Source organism: Rhodococcus sp. X156, assembly GCF_004006015.1.
Lineage (GTDB): Bacteria > Actinomycetota > Actinomycetes > Mycobacteriales > Mycobacteriaceae > X156.
The window spans coordinates 805790-821343 of record NZ_CP034766.1; the positions used below are offsets into that span (position 1 = coordinate 805790).

A 15554-nucleotide genomic window follows, 5' to 3' on the forward strand; every position below is an offset into this window, starting at 1 on the left:
ACGTGGGCACCGACACTCCCGGCACCACCCCAGTTCTGTCGGAGCCGTGCCCTAGCGTGCTGGGCATGCGAATCCTGCACACCTCCGACTGGCACGTCGGCCGCACCTTCCACGGCGTGGACCTGCTGGCCGACCAGGAGCAGGTGCTGGCTGCGCTGGCCGATCAGGTCGCTGACCAGCGAGTGGACGTGGTGCTGCTGGCCGGCGACGTCTACGACCGTGCGGTGCCCAGCGCGGAGGCGGTGGCGGTGTGCACCCGGGCCCTGGAGCGCATCCGGGACGCCGGCGCGGTGATCATCGCCACGTCCGGCAACCACGACTCCGCGCCCCGGCTGGGTGCGGCCGCGTCCTTCGCCGCCGCCGGCGGGCTGCACCTGCGCACCCGAGTGGCCGAGCTGGACACCCCGGTGCTCTGCACCGACGAGCACGGCCCCGTGGCGTTCTACGGGCTGCCGTTCCTGGAGCCGGACACCGCCCGCCACGCCCTGGCCGAGCCCGCGGCGCGCAGCCACGCGGCGGTGCTGGAGGTGGCCATGGACCGGGTGCGTGCCGACCTCGCCCAGCGCCCGGGCACGCGCAGCGTGGTGCTGGCGCACGCCTTCGTGGTGGGCGGGGAGAGCACCGGCTCCGAGCGCAGCATCTCCATGGGCGGGGTGGAGACCGTGCCCGCCAGCGTCTTCGACGGGGTGGACTACGTCGCGCTGGGCCACCTGCACTCCCCGCAGACCCTCACCGAGCGGGTCCGCTACAGCGGCAGCCCCCTGCCGTACTCCTTCGGCGAGCGCGACCACCGCAAGGCCACCTGGCTGGTGGAGCTCGACGCCACCGGGCTGGGTGCGGTGCAGCGGCTGGACCTGCCCGTGGTGCACGGGCTGAGCCAGCTGCAGGGCACCCTGCCCGAGCTGCTCAACGACCCTGCCCACGCCGCGGCCGAGGAGCACTACGTCTCTGCCGTGCTCACCGACGAGGTCCGGCCGCTGGACGCCATGCGCCAGCTGCAGAAGCGCTTCCCGCGGGCGGTGCACCTGGAGTGGTGCCGGCCCGGGGGACAGCCGGCGATGCGCTACGCCGAGCGGGTCCGCGGGCGCAGCGACGCCGACGTGGCGCACTCCTTCCTCACCGACGTCCGCGCCGCACCGGCCGCGGCCGAGGCGCACCTGCTGGAGCGAGCGTTCGCCGCGGCCCTGGGCAAGGAGTCGCGATGAGGCTGCACTCGCTGCAGGTCAGCGCCTTCGGCCCGTTCGCCGGCACCGAGCAGGTGGACTTCGACACCCTCGGCGCCGACGGGCTGTTCCTGCTGCACGGGGAGACCGGCGCGGGCAAGACCACCGTCCTCGACGCCGTGGCCTTCGCGCTGTTCGGCCGGGTCCCGGGGGCGCGCAGCGAGGCCAAGCGGCTGCTGTCCGACCACGCCGCACCGGGCGCCCGCCCCGAGGTCACCCTGGAGCTGACGGTGGGCGGGCGGCGGATGCGCATCGTGCGCAGCCCCGAGTACCAGCGCCCCAAGCGGCGCGGCACCGGCTCCACCAAGGAGCAGGCCAAGGCCTCGCTCACCTGGGTGGACGAGCCGGGGTCAGAGGGCCTGACGCGGCTGGACGAGATCGGCGCGGCGGTGTCGGACCTGCTGGGGATGAGCGCGGAGCAGTTCTTCCAGGTGGTGCTGCTCCCGCAGGGGGAGTTCGCCCGGTTCCTGCGGGCCAGCACCGAGGAGCGGGCGACCCTGCTGCAACGGCTGTTCGACACCGGCCGCTTCGGTGACGTGGAGGCCTGGTTCCGGGAGGAGCGCCGGACCAGCGCCGCCCGGGTGGCGCAGTCCGAGGCCGCCCGCACCGTGCTGCTCGGCAAGCTCGCGACCGCCGCCGGGGTGGACGACGCCGAGCCCGGTGCCGAGCAGGACCCGCAGGAGTGGGCCGCCGAGCTGCTGCACGCCGCGGAGACCGCAGCCGTGCAGGGCGACGTCGACCTGGAGGCGGCGCGGGTGGCCGCCAAGAAGGCCAGCACCGCGCTGTCGGAGGCCCGGGAGCGCGCGGCCCTGCTGCAGCGCCGTCGGCGGGCGCAGGGCGAGCTGGCCGCGCTGGAGGCCGACCGGCCCCGGCTGCAGGTGCTCGACCAGGAGCTGAGCGCCGCACGCAAGGCGCACCCGGTGCAGCTGGCCGTCGCCGACGCCGAGGAGGCCCGCGCCCGCGCCCGCACGCTCGCTGCGGAGGTCACCCAGCTCAGCGAGACCGTGCGCAACGACGTGGACGGGGCCTGCGGGCTGGAGGCCGAGCTGGGTGACTCCCTTGCGCAGTGGCGCGCGGAGATCGGCCGGCTCACCGAGCTGGTGGACCTGGCCGAGCGGACCGAGGCCGACGTCGCCGCGCTGGCCGGGCTCCGCACGGAGATCGACACCGCCACCGCCGCCCTGGAGCAGCTGCGCCAGCAGCTCGAGGCCCTGCCCGGCGCGATCGAGACGGCCGAGCAGCACCTGGGGCAGACCCGCCGCGCCGCCGACGCGGTCCCCGCCCTGGCGGCGCAGCGCACCCGCGCGGCCGAGGCCGCCCAGGCTGCCGGCACGCTGGAGAAGGTGCGGCTGCAGGCCGCGGAGGCCCGGCAGGCGCAGCTGCACGCGATCGAGGCCCACCAGGAGGCCAAGCAGGACTGGCTGAACCTGCGTGAGCGTCGGCTGGACGGCATGGCCGCCGAGCTGGCCAGCACCCTCCTTCCCGGCGAGCCCTGCGCGGTCTGTGGCTCCGCCGAGCACCCGGCCCCGGCCACCGCCGGCGAGCAGCGGGTGACCCGTGCTGAGGAGGACGCCGCGCACCAGGTGGAGCAGCGGGCCGCCGCGACGGCGGAGGCCGCCACCGGGGCACTGCACGAGCTCGACCGCACCGTCGACAGCCTCACCGTGCGCACCGGCGGCGTGGCGCTGGAGGAGCTGCTGGCCACCCAGGCCGAGATCGACGCCGAGCACGCCCGCACCCAGGCGCTGGCCGACGAGGCCGATACGGCCGCGCAGCTGCTCACCGCGCTGCGGGCCGAGCGCGGCCGGCTGGACGCCGAGGCCGCGACGGTGCGCAGCGCCATTGACACCCACCGGGAGCGGGTGCGGGCCACGGAGGAGCGCATCGCCGCCGCCAAGGTTCGGCTGAGCGATGCCTGTGGGCCCGACGCCGACGTGCACACCCGCCGGGTGCGCCTGCAGCGCCTGGCCGAGGCCGCGGAGGCGCTGCTCAGCGCACAGGTGGCCGCTCGCGCCGCCGAGCGCCTGGCCGAGCAGGCCCAGGCCAAGGCTGAGCGTGCCGCCGCCGACGCCGGGCTGGGGGAGCTGACGACGGCGCTGGCCGCCGTGCGGTCCGACGCCGAGGTCCGTGCGCTGGAGGAGCAGCTGCAGCAGGCCCGCGGCGCCGAGGCCGCAGCCTGCGCGGTGCTCGCCGAGCCCGAGGTGGCCGCCGTGGCCGATGCGGAGGTCGACCTGGACACCCCGCAGCAGACGTGCGAGACGGCCGAGGCTGCGCTGGCCCAGGCCACCGGGGCGGCAGCCGATGCCTCCCGCCGGCGCACGGAGGTGCGCCGGCTGCAGACCGAGCTGGACCAGCACTGCGCGGCGCTGGGTCCGGAGCTGGCCCGCCACGCCGAGCTGGCCGCGCTGGCCGACGTGGTGAACGGGCTGGGGCAGAACAGCCGCCGCGTCTCCCTGCACTCCTACGTGCTGGCCGCCCGCCTGGAGGAGGTGGCTGCGGTGGCGTCGGTGCGGCTGCGCCGGATGTCCGGGGACCGCTACGAGTTCGTGCACTCCGACGCCCCCGGATCGCGGGGCACGCGCGGCGGGCTTGGGCTGGACATCCGCGACGACTACACCGGCGCGGTGCGCTCGGCCAAGACGCTCTCCGGCGGGGAGTCGTTCCTGGCGTCGCTGGCGCTGGCGCTGGGCCTGGCCGAGGTGGTGGCGGCCGAGGCGGGCGGCATCCTGCTGGACACCTTGTTCATCGACGAGGGCTTCGGCTCGCTGGACGCCTCGACGCTGGAGGAGGTGATGGCGGTGCTCGACGAGCTGCGCGCCGGCGGCCGGGTGGTGGGCCTGGTCAGCCACGTGGACGAGCTGCGCCAGCGCATCCCCAACCGGCTGCTGGTCTGCAAGGGGCGCACCGGCTCACACCTGCAGATGAGCTCGGCGTAGCGCGCCGCGCCTAGGCCTGGTGCCGGTGGTCGGGCTCGGCGGGCTGCTGCACGGCCCGCCGGTGGCCACAGCCGCCGGGGCCGCGCAGCAGCACCGCCAGACCCGGGGACAGCTCGGCCACCGACTGCACCGGCCGGTCGAAGCTCAGCCGCAGCGTGTTGGCGCCCGCGTCGTCGAGGATGCTCAGCTCCAGGCCGTAGCGGTCCAACCGGCGCGGGTCGGCCCACAGCACGCCGGTGTGGCCGTGGGCCCGCACGCAGGCGGTGAGGTCGGCGCCGTGGTGGTGGCGCAGGTGATCCAGGATCGCCGGCGCCTCGTCGCGCAACGGGTCGGCCGTCGCCGCCCAGTACTCGTCCACGTCCACCGGCTCGCCGACCCGCTCGCCCACGCGCACCGCCCCGACGTCGAGCCGGTAGTGGGTCAGGCCCTGGTCGTCGGCGCGCTGCAGGCGCCGGGCGGCGCCCTGGATGGTGACGGTCTCGCACCCCTCGGGGGACAGCCGCACGGTGCCCAGCGGACGTCGCTCCAGAGTCTGGGCCGCGAGGGTGTGCCGCGGCAGCCGCAGCAGCAGGGCGCCGTCGGCGTCGCTGACCTCCACGGTGGCCAGCACCGAGCGGGCGTTGCGTGGATAGGTGGTCAGCACCGCCACCCGGGCACGGGCGACAGCGGTACGGGCGAGCTCGGCAGAACTGGGCGTGGACATGGCGGCGGCTCCGGTAGTTAGGGCAACCTTACCTAATATCGTCCGCGCCGCTGTGTCAAGGGTCATCCCGCTCTAGAGCTGGCCGGCCAGCACCTTCCTGGCCATGTCGTCCATCACCGCTTCCTCGTCGGCGGTGCTCACCAGCAGCCGGGGCAGCCCGAGGTGGCGCAGGCGGTCGCAGATCGCCTCGCGCACCTGCGGGGAGTGCTCCCCGATGCCACCGGTGAACACCAGGGTGTCCCAGCCCGGCAGCACCGCGGCGGCCGAGGCGATGGCCTGCGCGGCGCTGCGGGTGAACACCCGCACGGCCAGGTCGGCGGCGGCGTTCTCCGTGCGCTGCGCCAGCAGGTCGCGCATGTCGGTGGTGCCGCCGGAGACCCCCGCCAGCCCGCACCGCTTGTCCAGCAGGATGCGCAGGTCGGGCACCTTCCAGCCGTGCTGCTCCACCAGGAACAGCGCTACCTCGGGGTCGAGGTCGCCGCTGCGGGTGGCCGAGATCATCCCCCCGGTGGGGCTGAAGGACATGGTGTTGTGCAGCGAGCGGCCCTGTGACACCGCCGTCACGCTGCAGCCGCTGCCCAGGTGCGCCACCACGGCGTTGCCCAGGTCGGGGATGCGGTCCACCACGTTCTGCACCGACAACCCGTGGAAGCCGTAGCGGCGGATGCCCAGCGCCACCAGGTCGTCGGGCAGCGGCAGCCGCTTGCCCTCGTCCGGCATCGTGTTGTGGAAGGTGGTGTCGAAGCAGGCCACGTGGCTCAGCTGCGGCCAGGTGGCGCGGGCGGCGGCGATGGACTCCAGGTTGCCCGGGGTGTGCAGCGGCGCCATCGGCGTCACCGACTCCAGGGTGGCCACCACGTCGTCGGTGATCACCGTCGGCTCCAGCAGGGTGGGGCCGCCGTGCACCACCCGGTGAGCCACCGCGGCAACGTCGATGCCGCGCCGGCGCAGCTCGGCGGCCACCGCCTGCACGGCGTCGGTCAGCGTCCGTCCCGGCGGCGCCTTCTCCGAGGTGCCCGCGGAGTCGGTGAACCACAGCTCGGCCCGGTCGGTGCCCAGCCGCTGCACGTGCGCGTTGACCACCACCTCGTCGGTGCGCACGGTCGCCTTCAGCGACGACGAGCCCGGGTTGAGGGCGAGTACTGCCGCGGTCACACCGGCTCACCGGCCCACGTCCACTGCGCGATCTCCGGGATGTCCTCGAAGTGCTCGCGCACGTACCCGTGGTGCTTGGTGAGCATCTCCCGGCAGTGCGCCGCCAGCTTCTCCCCGTTCTCCGGCACCCGCCGGGAGCGGCGCAGCGCCTCCAGCACCAGGTCGTAGCGGCTCATCCCGTTGAGCACCACCATGTCGAACGGCGTGGTGGTGGTGCCCTGCTCGTTGAAGCCGCGGACGTGGAAGCGTGCGGCGTTGGTGCGGCCGTGGATCAGCTCGTGCACCGCGCGGGGGTAGCCGTGGAAGGCGAAGACCACGTCGGTGTCACGGGTGAACAGGTCGATGAACCGCTGCTCGCTGTAGGCGTGCGGGTGGTCGCCGGGAGCCAGCAGCGCCATCAGGTCCACCACGTTGACCACCCGCACCCGCAGGTAGGGCACCCACGTGCGGAGCAGCTCGGCGGCGGCCAGCGTCTCCTGCGTCGGCACGTCCCCGGCGCAGGCCAGCACGATGTCGGGGTCCTCCGGTGCACCGATGGCGGCTGGCGCGTTCTCCGTGCCCGCCCACTCCCAGATGCCGGCACCAGCGGCGCAGTGCGCGTTGGCCTCCTCCATGTTCAGGTACTGCAGGTGCATCTGCTTGTCGGCCACGATGAGGTTGACGTGGTCGTGGCTGCGGAAGCAGTGGTCGCTGATGGACAGCAAGGTGTTGGCGTCCGGCGGCAGCCAGACCCGCACCACCTCGGGCGAGAGCGGGATGGCGGTGTCGATCAGGCCGGGGCCCTGGTGGCTGAAGCCGTTGTGGTCGTTGCGCCACGCGGTGGAGGTCAGCAGGATGTTCAGCGAGGCCACCGGCTGGCGCCAGGGCAGCTGGTTGGCGTGCTGCAGCCACTTGACGTGCTGCACCAGCATGGACGCGCTGACCATGGCGAACGCCTCGTAGGTGGCGAAGAGCCCGTGCCGGCCGGTGAGCAGGTAGCCCTCCAGCCAGCCCTGGCACAGGTGCTCGCTGAGCACCTCCATCACGCGCCCGTCCGGGGAGATGTGGTCGTCGGTGGGCAGCAGGGGAAGCTGCAGGCACCGGTCGGTCACCTCGAAGACGTCCTGCAGCCGGTTGCTGGCCGTCTCGTCGGGGGAGAACAGCCGGAAGGTGCCGCCACCGTCGGCGGTGGTGGTGCGCTGGTAGATGTCGCGCATCATCGCGCCCAGCGGCTTGGTGGTCTGGTGCATCACCTGACCGGGCGCGGGCAGGTCCAGGGCGTAGTTCTCCATCGGCGGGACGTCCAGCGCCCGCAGCAGCCGTCCGCCGTTGGCGTAGGGGGTGGCACCCATCCGCTTGTCACCCTCGGGGGCGAGGCTGGCGACGTCCTCGACCAGCTTGCCCTCGGCGTCGAACAGGGTGTCGGGGGAGTACGAGCGCAGCCACTTCTCCAGCGTCTGCAGGTGCTCGTGGTTGTGGATGATGTCCGACAGCGGGACCTGGTGGGACCGGAACGTGCCCTGCACCTGCTTGCCGTCCACCACGTCGGGGCCGGTCCAGCCCTTGGGGGTGCGCAGCACGATGGCGGGCCACTGGACGAACTCGTGCTCGGCACCCGGAGTGCGGGCGGCGTCCTGAGCGGCCTTGATCCGGGCATAGGCGTCGGTCAGTGCCTGGTAAAAGGCGGGGAAGACCATGGTGGGGTCGTCGCCCTCGACGATGATGGGGTCCCAGCCCTGCGAGGCCAGGAAGCGGCGCACGTCGCCGTCGGAGGTGCGGCCGAGCACCGTCGGTCCGGCGATCTTGTAGCCGTTGAGGTGCAGGATCGGCAGCACCGCGCCGTCACGGCGGGCGTTGAGGAAGGCGGGCAGCTTCCACGACCCCGCGAGCGGGCCGGTCTCCGCCTCACCGTCGCCGATGACACAGGCGACCACTAGGTCGGGGTTGTCGAACGCCGCCCCCGCGGCGTGGATCAGCGCGTAGCCCAGCTCGCCGCCCTCGTGGATGCTGCCGGGGGTCTGCACGCTGACGTGGCTGGGGACGCCCCCGGGGGTGGAGAACTGCCGAGCCAGCCGGCGCAGCCCCTCGGCGTCCTCGGAGATCTTCGGGTAGACCTCGGAGTAGGTGCCCTCCAGGTAGACGTTGGCCACCAGGGCCGGGCCGCCGTGGCCGGGCCCGGCCACGTAGAGGCAGTCCACGTCGGTCTTCTTGATCAGCCGGTTGAGCAGCGTGTAGATCATCGACAGTCCCGGGCTGGTTCCCCAGTGCCCGAGCAGCCGCGGCTTGATGTCCTCGATGGTCAGCGGGTCGCGCAACAACACGTTGTTCTGCAGGTAGATCTGGGCGACGGTCAGGTAGTTCGCCGCGTCCCACCAGCGGAGGTCTCGCTGCAGCTCGGAGGTCGGGTAGCTCGCGGTGTCCGGGTTGCTCATCAAGGGGCCTCCGTCGTCGTCGGTAGTACCAAGGATGCGTGAGGACGTGGGTTCGCGCACTGGTCCAGGAGTGGGTAGGTGAGGGATGGGCGGGGTCACGAGGACCCGGAGGCGGCGACGGTGGTGACCGTGACCGCGCTGAGCACGGCGGCCTGCACCGCCTGCACCGACTGGGCCACGGCGCCGGACACCGCGGCGCTGGCCTGGGTCTCCTGGGAGATCGCCTTGGCCCGGGCCTTTGCTGCCTTGCGGTGCGGCTTGTCCACCGCCCTGCCCGCCAGGTCCAGCGGGTGCAGCAGCGCGATCAGCAGGGCCGTCCGCGGGTCGGGTGTGGTGCCGTCCACCAGCACCGAGCCGAGCCGGGCGCGCAGCACCTTCTCCGGGCCGCTGTCCACCGTCGGCCAGGTCGTGGTGGGGAAGAGCTTGAGCACCTTGCGGTGCTCCTCGGTGAGCAGCCCTCGCTGCACCAGGGAGCGCCCGACCGTGGGCGCCAGCGGCTTCAGTGCGGTGGGGAGCCTGCGCACCCAGTGTCCGGCGGAACGGGGACGGTCGGCGGCCAGCAGCTCGTCGTGGGCTGCGGCCAGCAGCGGGTGTGCGGGCGTGCCCGGTGCCGCGACGACGGTCTTGCCCTTGGCGCCCAGCAGCGACTCCGCGGCCAGGTCCAGCAGCAGCGCCCCGGCCAGCCCCTCGTCCAGCGCGAGGGTGACGTCAGCCTTGCCCGAGGTGTCGTCATGGGTCAGCAGGAAGAGCTCCTCAGCGAGGAGCAGCTGGTCCGTCATGCCAGCTGATCATTCCACAGTGGCCTGGACGAGGGGTGGCTGGACACGGCTGCCGACGGCTGACGAAACGTCTTGGCTGGCCTGGGCTACGAGGAGGCGGCGACGACGGCGATCGCGAACCGCAGCACCGTCCAAGCGGGCAGGAAGGCGAAGCCCAGGACGATGGCGGTGATGGCCAGGTACCGGTTGCCCGGCCGGGGCTGGTCATGCCTCGGGCCGGGGCGCGAGAGGGCGTTGAACGCCTGGGCCAGGGCGATGACCCACAGCACGAACGTGGGGAGGGCAACCGCCCAGAGCCAGCGACCTGCGCTGGCCGCGGCCGCCTCCTCAGGTGAGCCGGGCTCGGTGTACACCACGGCCTCGTTGAGCACTGTGCCGAACAGCTCCACCGCCACCGCACACAGCGGGAGCACGAGAACCATGAGCAGGATCGCGACGACGGCCTGCCGCTCCTTGCGGGCCAGCACCGCCTGCACGGGCTCGGGCCGCCACTGCGCGGGCAGCGGCTGGTGGTCGTTGGCTGCGGGGAACGGGTGGCTGCTCATGCCCCTCACCCTTGCCGCACCAGCGCCCGGTGTCGTGAGTAGCGCTACCTGGTTCGCTGCCCAGATCTACGGAACGGGGTGCGGTGGTGACCGGCGGCTACCGTCGCCCCGTGCCCGCTGACGCTCTGCTCCCGCCCCGGTCGGCCCCCGGCGCCGACCTGCCGGTGCGCCCCGCGCTGCCGCAGCTGGTGGCCGCGCTGCGCAGCCACGGAACGGCGGTGCTGGTGGCGCCGCCCGGATCGGGCAAGACGTCGCTGCTGCCGCTGGCTCTGGCCGACGCCGTCGATGGCACCGTGGTGGTGGCCGAGCCGCGACGCCTGGCCACGCGGGCGGCCGCGCACCGGCTGGCCGCCCTGGTGGGGGAGCGCCCGGGCCAGCGGGTGGGCTACGCCATGCGCGGGGAGCGCACGCCGGGCTCGCGGGTGGAGGTGGTCACCACCGGCCTGCTGCTGCAGCGCCTGCAGCGTGACCCGGAGCTGCCCGGCGTCGGCGCGATCGTGCTGGACGAGGTGCACGAGCGTCACCTCGACGCCGACCTGGCGCTGGCCTTCGGCGTGGACGTGCGGGCCACCCTGCGCGAGGACCTGCTGCTGGTGGCCACCTCGGCCACCCCGGACACCGATCGGCTGACCGCCGCGCTGGGCGGCGCCCCGGTGATCACCGCTGAGGCCACCACCTACCCCCTGGACGTGGTGTGGGCGCCGCCGGAGCGCCCGCTGCCACTGCTGGCCGACGCACGGGTGGACCCGCGGCTGCTCGACCACGTGGCCGACGTGGTCCGCCGCGCGCTCACCGAGGCGCCCGGGGACGTGCTGGTCTTCGCCCCCGGCGAGGCCGAGGTGCACGGCGTGGTGCGGCGGCTGCACGGCGTGGCGGCCGACGTGCTGCCGCTCTACGGGCGGCTGGCCAGCGCCGAGCAGGACCGGGCGCTGCGGGTGGGGGAGCGCCGGCGGGTGGTGGTGAGCACGTCGGTGGCGGAGAGCTCGCTGACCGTGCCGGGCGTGCGGGTGGTGGTGGACGCCGGGCTCGCCCGCCAGCCCCGCACCGACCACCGCCGTGGGCTGGCTGCGCTGGTCACCACCCGGGTGTCGCAGGCCTCGGCCGCCCAGCGCGCCGGGCGGGCCGCGCGGGAGGGCCCCGGCCGGGTGTACCGCTGCTGGTCGGCGGCCGAGCACACCCACCTCGACGCCCACACCCCGGCCGAGATCGCCACCGCCGACCTCACCGGGTTCGTGCTCACCGTGGCGGCCTGGGGCGCTCCCGGTGGGCGGGGCCTCGCGCTGCTCGACCCGCCGCCCGAGCCGGCGCTGGCCGCGGCCACCACGCTGCTCACCGAGCTGGGTGCGCTGCACGCCGACGGCCGGATCACTGCGCGGGGGCAGCGGATGGCGGCGGTGGGCGCGCACCCGCGGCTGGCCCGCGCCCTGCTCGACGGTGGTGAGCTGGTGGGGCCGGGGCGGGCCCGCGAGATCGTGGCGCTGCTGTCTGACGACACCCTCACCGGCCGCGACGACGACCTGGTGGCCCGCTGGCGCTCGCTGCGCCGCGGCACCGACCGGGCGGCCACCGCCCGCTGGCGCGCCGAGATCCAGCGCCTGGGCCGCGGCGGTGGCAGCGCCACGACCGACCTGCCGGACGACCTGGCGGTGGGCACGGTGGTGGCGCTGGCCCACCCGGACCGCATCGCCAAGGCCCGCGCGCCGGGCTCCGCGGACTACCTCCTGGCCGGCGGCACCGGGGCCGTGCTGGACGCCGGCTCACCGCTGCGCGGCAGCGAGTGGCTGGCGGTGGCGGTGGCGGACCGCCCTAGAGGCCGGGTGGCCGCGCGCATCCGCTCCGCCGCACCGCTGGACGAGGCCACCGCCCGGGCGGTCGCGGCACCGATGGTGCACGAGCAGGTTCAGGTGCAGTGGCGCGACGGGGCGCTGCTGGCCCGGCAGCGGGAGAGCCTCGGCGCCATCACCCTGCGGGAGACGCCGCTGGCCGACCCGGACCCCGCCGCCGTGCTGGCCGCGGTGCGCGAGGGCCTGGCCAGCACCGGGCTGCGGGTGCTGCGCTGGACCCACGACGCCGAGCAGCTGCGGGCCCGGCTGGCCTGCGCGCACCGCGCCCTGGGTGCACCCTGGCCGGACGTCGGCGAGGAGGCGTTGCTGGCCAACGTCGACGCCTGGCTGGGCCCGGACCTGCTGCGGGTGCGGCGCACCGCCGACCTGGCGCGCATCGACGTCGCCGCCGCGCTGCGCCGGCTGCTGCCCTGGCCGGCGGCGGCCCGCTTCGACGAGCTGGTGCCCGAGCGGCTGCCGGTGCCGTCGGGGTCGAAGGTGCGCCTGGAGTACGCCCTGGCCGACGAGCCGCCGGTGCTGGCGGTGAAGGTGCAGGAGGCCTTCGGCTGGACCGAGTCGCCGCGGGTGGCCGACGGGCGCGTGGCGGTGGTGCTGCACCTGCTCTCGCCGGCGGGGCGGCCGGTGGCAGTGACGTCGGACCTGGCGTCGTTCTGGCGGCAGGGCTACCCGCAGGTGCGGGCCGAGCTGCGCGGGCGCTACCCGCGCCACCCCTGGCCGGAGGACCCGCTGACGGCCACCCCGACCCGGCGGGTCTCGCCCCGGCGCTAGGTAGCTACAGCAGGGAAGCGAACAGGAACAACACCAGCAGGACGGCCGGCAGCGCCAGCACCCCGATGCCCAGGGTCCACGCCGGCAGGCGCCGCTGCCGGCGCAGGTCCAGGCGAGCCAGCGCCACCAGGGCCATGCCCATCGAGGCCACCCACAGGACGAAGGCCACCGCCTGCAGCGACCAGAACGGGACGATCGCGGCCTCGGTGTCGGCCTGCTGCTGCGGGGTCTGGGCGTTGTCGAACACCCCGTCGGCCACCGGCCCGAGGTAGAAGAACGAGGCGACCAGGGCGGCGTAGGCCGCCACCAGGGTGAGCACGGCAGCGATCGACAGGCCCTGGCCCCACTGCCGTGCGGGACGGACCGGGCGGCGCTGCGCCTGCGTGGTCATAGGCACGCAGCATTGCCCATCGCGGGACAGACTGCACGCGGGGGAGGGGCCGCGTGGGGCAACCGGCACCGACCGCCGCCGGAACGCCGCCCGCCAGCGCCGTAGACTCCACAGACCGTGAGCCTCACCCTTGGAATCGTCGGTCTGCCCAACGTCGGCAAGTCCACCCTGTTCAACGCGTTGACCAACAACGACGTGCTGGCGGCGAACTACCCGTTCGCCACCATCGAGCCGAACGTGGGCATGGTGCCGCTGCCGGACAAGCGGCTGGACGAGCTGGCCAAGATCTTCGGCTCGGAGAAGATCGTCCCGGCCACGGTGTCGTTCGTCGACATCGCCGGCATCGTCAAGGGCGCCAGCGAGGGGCAGGGCCTGGGCAACAAGTTCCTGGCCAACATCCGTGAGGCCGACGCCATCTGCCAGGTGGTCCGGGTGTTCGCCGACGACGACGTGGTGCACGTCGACGGCAAGGTGGACCCGCTGGCCGACATCTCCGTGATCGAGACCGAGCTGATCATCGCCGACCTGCAGACGCTGGAGAAGGCCATCCCGCGCCTGGAGAAGGAGGCGCGCACGCAGAAGGACCGCAAGGCGGTGGTGGAGGCGGCCAAGGCGGCCGAGGCCGTGCTGAGCGACGACCGCACGCTGTACTCCGCGGCCAAGGAGCTGGACCTGGAGCTGCTGCGCGAGCTGAGCCTGCTCACCACCAAGCCGTTCCTGTACGTGTTCAACGCCGACGAGAGCGTGCTCACCGACGACGCCCGGGTGGCCGACCTGCGCGCCGCGGTGGCCCCGGCCGACGCGGTGTTCCTGGACGCCAAGGTGGAGCAGGAGCTGTTGGAGCTGGACGAGGAGTCGTCCCTGGAGCTGCTGGAGTCGATCGGTCAGGCCGAGCCCGGCCTGCACCAGCTGGCCCGCACCGGGTTTCACACCCTGGGGCTGCAGACCTACCTGACGGCGGGGCCCAAGGAGGCCCGGGCGTGGACGATCCACAAGGGCGACACCGCCCCGCAGGCCGCCGGCGTCATCCACACCGACTTCGAGCGCGGCTTCATCAAGGCCGAGGTGGTCTCCTACGACGACCTCGTCGAGGCCGGCTCCATGGCGGCGGCCAAGGCCGCGGGCAAGGTGCGCATGGAGGGCAAGGACTACGTGATGGCCGACGGCGACGTGGTGGAGTTCCGCTTCAACGTGTGAGTTGGCCGTTGGCGCAGGTCAGAGGGATGCGGACCCCCGCGGTCCGCGCTGAGTCCGCAAGAAATACAGCGTGATGGGTTCGATGTGACCGCTCGGAAGGTGCATCTCCGGACCCGGGTCCTGCCAGTCGACTTCTCCACCCGGCCGATTAGGCGGGGAAGTGGAACGTCGGCGCATAGTTCACTCCGCCCTGGTGCTCGTAGACCGTCACCGGGGGGAGAACGTTCCACCGATGCCCCAGCAGCAGGGCGGTGCCAGCCGGTCCGGCCATGAATAGGTGGATCCTCGTCGCGTCGGTTTCCCTGACCTTGGCGATCAGAGCGTCCTGGAGCGCGGTGACCCAGGACGTGGCCCAGGCGGCGTCGACAACCGACTCCGGGCCGACGCCGGTCTCGCCGGTGACGGTGTACAGGCGTCCGGCTGGAACGCCGGACGCAGTGACGTAGTCGCGGACGTCGGCTGTGGGATCGTGGCGGAGGGCGACGCAGACGACGAGATCTTTGCCGTTGCTGGGCAATAGTTCGTCGGCGAGGACTACCAGCCTGGCGGATCCGCCCCTAGCGTCGCTGGCCCACTCGACGCCGTCCTGGTTCAGCGAGATGATCCATCGCCGCACTCCGGGAAGGGCCCGGCCGATCGCAAACCAGACCGGGAGACGGACGGACGCGACGACGTGGACCCGGCGGGAGGTGAACGCCTCAAGCGCCCGAGCTGCTGACGCGAGCCGTGGGCGCACGATCGCGTCCCAGGCAGTGCGGTCGGTGATGGTCCGACGCTCGAAGGCGTCGCCGTCGGGGTAGAGGTCGGTGAAGTCGACGCGGGCGTTCGGGACCTGCCGGGACTCCTCGCGGTCGATGCCGTGCACGGCCAGTACCAGGGTCCCGCCCTGGGCCAGGAGGTCGCGGTCCTCGAGGCACCGTCGGGCGTCGGCGACGGTGACTTCTCCGACGCCGTCGGTGACCCAGTCGCTGACCATGCGCAGGGCGCTGGTGACGGCCTCGTCGTCCCCGCGGAACCCGTTGAGTCGCATTAAGTCGGAGATCCGCTCGCGCCAGGCGTTTTCGGAGCCCTCGTTACGGAAGGTCACGCTGGAGAGAAACTCGAGGACCTCAGCACGCTCCGTGCCCAGGTGGGTCGCGAAGGTCGTGACGAGCCTTCCGAGGGTGGTCTGTCGTCGATCCAGAGCGTCGTGAAGCTTGGTCGGGTCGAGGCGATCGGACTTCTTGTCGAGTGCCTTGAATAGGGCGGAACCGTGGTCGAAGTTGCGGTTGGTTACCAGCTCGAGGTTGAACGGTTCTCCGCCATCGGTCAGCTTGCGCCAGGTGGTGTGGAAGGCATGGAGGGGCGAGACGCCCTTCTTCGACCTGGGCGTTGTCAGCCACTGGTCGTCGATGACCTCGCCGCCGTAGTTGCTGGACTTCACCTGGATCCAGGTTCCTGGCAGTCCGTTGGCGCGCCGGAGCACGACGTCATCGAACGCGCCGCCGTCGGGGTCCTCGATGCTTACGCTCACGGCGTGCTCGTCCTGAAGGGCCTGAAGAGCCGTGTGCAGGCCGACCGCATGCTGCAGATTGTCGCCCCGGATCGCGGCGGCGCGGGCTG

The 15554-nt window shown here is 73.4% G+C and carries 11 protein-coding genes; 4 read left to right on the forward strand and 7 right to left on the reverse strand.

What is annotated here, in order from left to right; all coding sequences use genetic code 11:
* Positions 1 to 65: 65 nt before the first annotated feature.
* Both ELX43_RS03810 and ELX43_RS03815 read left to right on the forward strand, forming a co-directional pair.
* Positions 66 to 1205, forward strand: a complete 1140-nt coding sequence (locus ELX43_RS03810) for an exonuclease SbcCD subunit D (RefSeq protein ID WP_127782202.1) — start codon at positions 66 to 68, stop codon at positions 1203 to 1205.
* Positions 1202 to 4159 (forward strand): SMC family ATPase, encoded by a 2958-nt coding sequence (locus ELX43_RS03815; RefSeq protein WP_127782203.1) that lies wholly within the window; start codon positions 1202 to 1204, stop codon positions 4157 to 4159. Before ELX43_RS03810 ends, ELX43_RS03815 begins: the two co-directional genes overlap by 4 nt.
* Positions 4160 to 4169: 10 nt before the next feature.
* On the opposite strand, the gene ELX43_RS03820 is transcribed toward ELX43_RS03815, so the two are convergent.
* The 5 genes from ELX43_RS03820 to ELX43_RS03840 form a co-directional block, all read right to left on the reverse strand.
* Positions 4170 to 4862 (reverse strand): DUF2470 domain-containing protein, encoded by a 693-nt coding sequence (locus tag ELX43_RS03820; protein WP_164860576.1) that lies wholly within the window; start codon positions 4860 to 4862, stop codon positions 4170 to 4172.
* 72 nt (positions 4863 to 4934) lie between these two features.
* Positions 4935 to 6017 (reverse strand): hypothetical protein, encoded by a 1083-nt coding sequence (locus tag ELX43_RS03825; RefSeq protein WP_127782205.1) that lies wholly within the window; start codon positions 6015 to 6017, stop codon positions 4935 to 4937.
* Positions 6014 to 8428, reverse strand: a complete 2415-nt coding sequence (locus ELX43_RS03830) for a phosphoketolase family protein (protein WP_127782206.1) — start codon at positions 8426 to 8428, stop codon at positions 6014 to 6016. The genes ELX43_RS03825 and ELX43_RS03830 overlap by 4 nt, the downstream gene beginning before the upstream one ends.
* 95 nt (positions 8429 to 8523) lie before the next feature.
* Positions 8524 to 9207, reverse strand: a complete 684-nt coding sequence (locus ELX43_RS03835; protein WP_127782207.1) for a GPP34 family phosphoprotein — start codon at positions 9205 to 9207, stop codon at positions 8524 to 8526.
* A gap of 86 nt (positions 9208 to 9293) precedes the next feature.
* Positions 9294 to 9752, reverse strand: coding sequence for a hypothetical protein (locus tag ELX43_RS03840; protein ID WP_127782208.1), 459 nt, complete (start codon positions 9750 to 9752; stop codon positions 9294 to 9296).
* Positions 9753 to 9862: 110 nt separating this feature from the next.
* Here ELX43_RS03840 and hrpB point away from each other — a divergent pair, with 110 nt between their 5' ends.
* A complete protein-coding gene (gene hrpB / locus ELX43_RS03845) occupies positions 9863 to 12364 on the forward strand; it encodes an ATP-dependent helicase HrpB (RefSeq protein WP_241249742.1) in 2502 nt (833 codons plus the stop codon).
* Positions 12365 to 12368: 4 nt separating this feature from the next.
* Here hrpB and ELX43_RS03850 read toward each other — a convergent pair whose 3' ends face one another.
* Positions 12369 to 12755, reverse strand: a complete 387-nt coding sequence (locus ELX43_RS03850) for a hypothetical protein (RefSeq protein WP_127782209.1) — start codon at positions 12753 to 12755, stop codon at positions 12369 to 12371.
* A 117-nt stretch (positions 12756 to 12872) separates the two neighbouring features.
* Between ELX43_RS03850 and ychF the strand changes: the two genes are divergently transcribed.
* Positions 12873 to 13952: a redox-regulated ATPase YchF gene (gene ychF, locus ELX43_RS03855; protein ID WP_127782210.1), complete on the forward strand. Its 1080-nt coding sequence runs from the start codon at positions 12873 to 12875 to the stop codon at positions 13950 to 13952.
* A 148-nt stretch (positions 13953 to 14100) separates the two neighbouring features.
* Here the strand turns inward: ychF and ELX43_RS03860 are convergent, their stop codons facing one another.
* Positions 14101 to 15465 (reverse strand): SAVED domain-containing protein, encoded by a 1365-nt coding sequence (locus ELX43_RS03860; RefSeq protein ID WP_164860577.1) that lies wholly within the window; start codon positions 15463 to 15465, stop codon positions 14101 to 14103.
* Positions 15466 to 15554 lie beyond the last annotated feature (89 nt).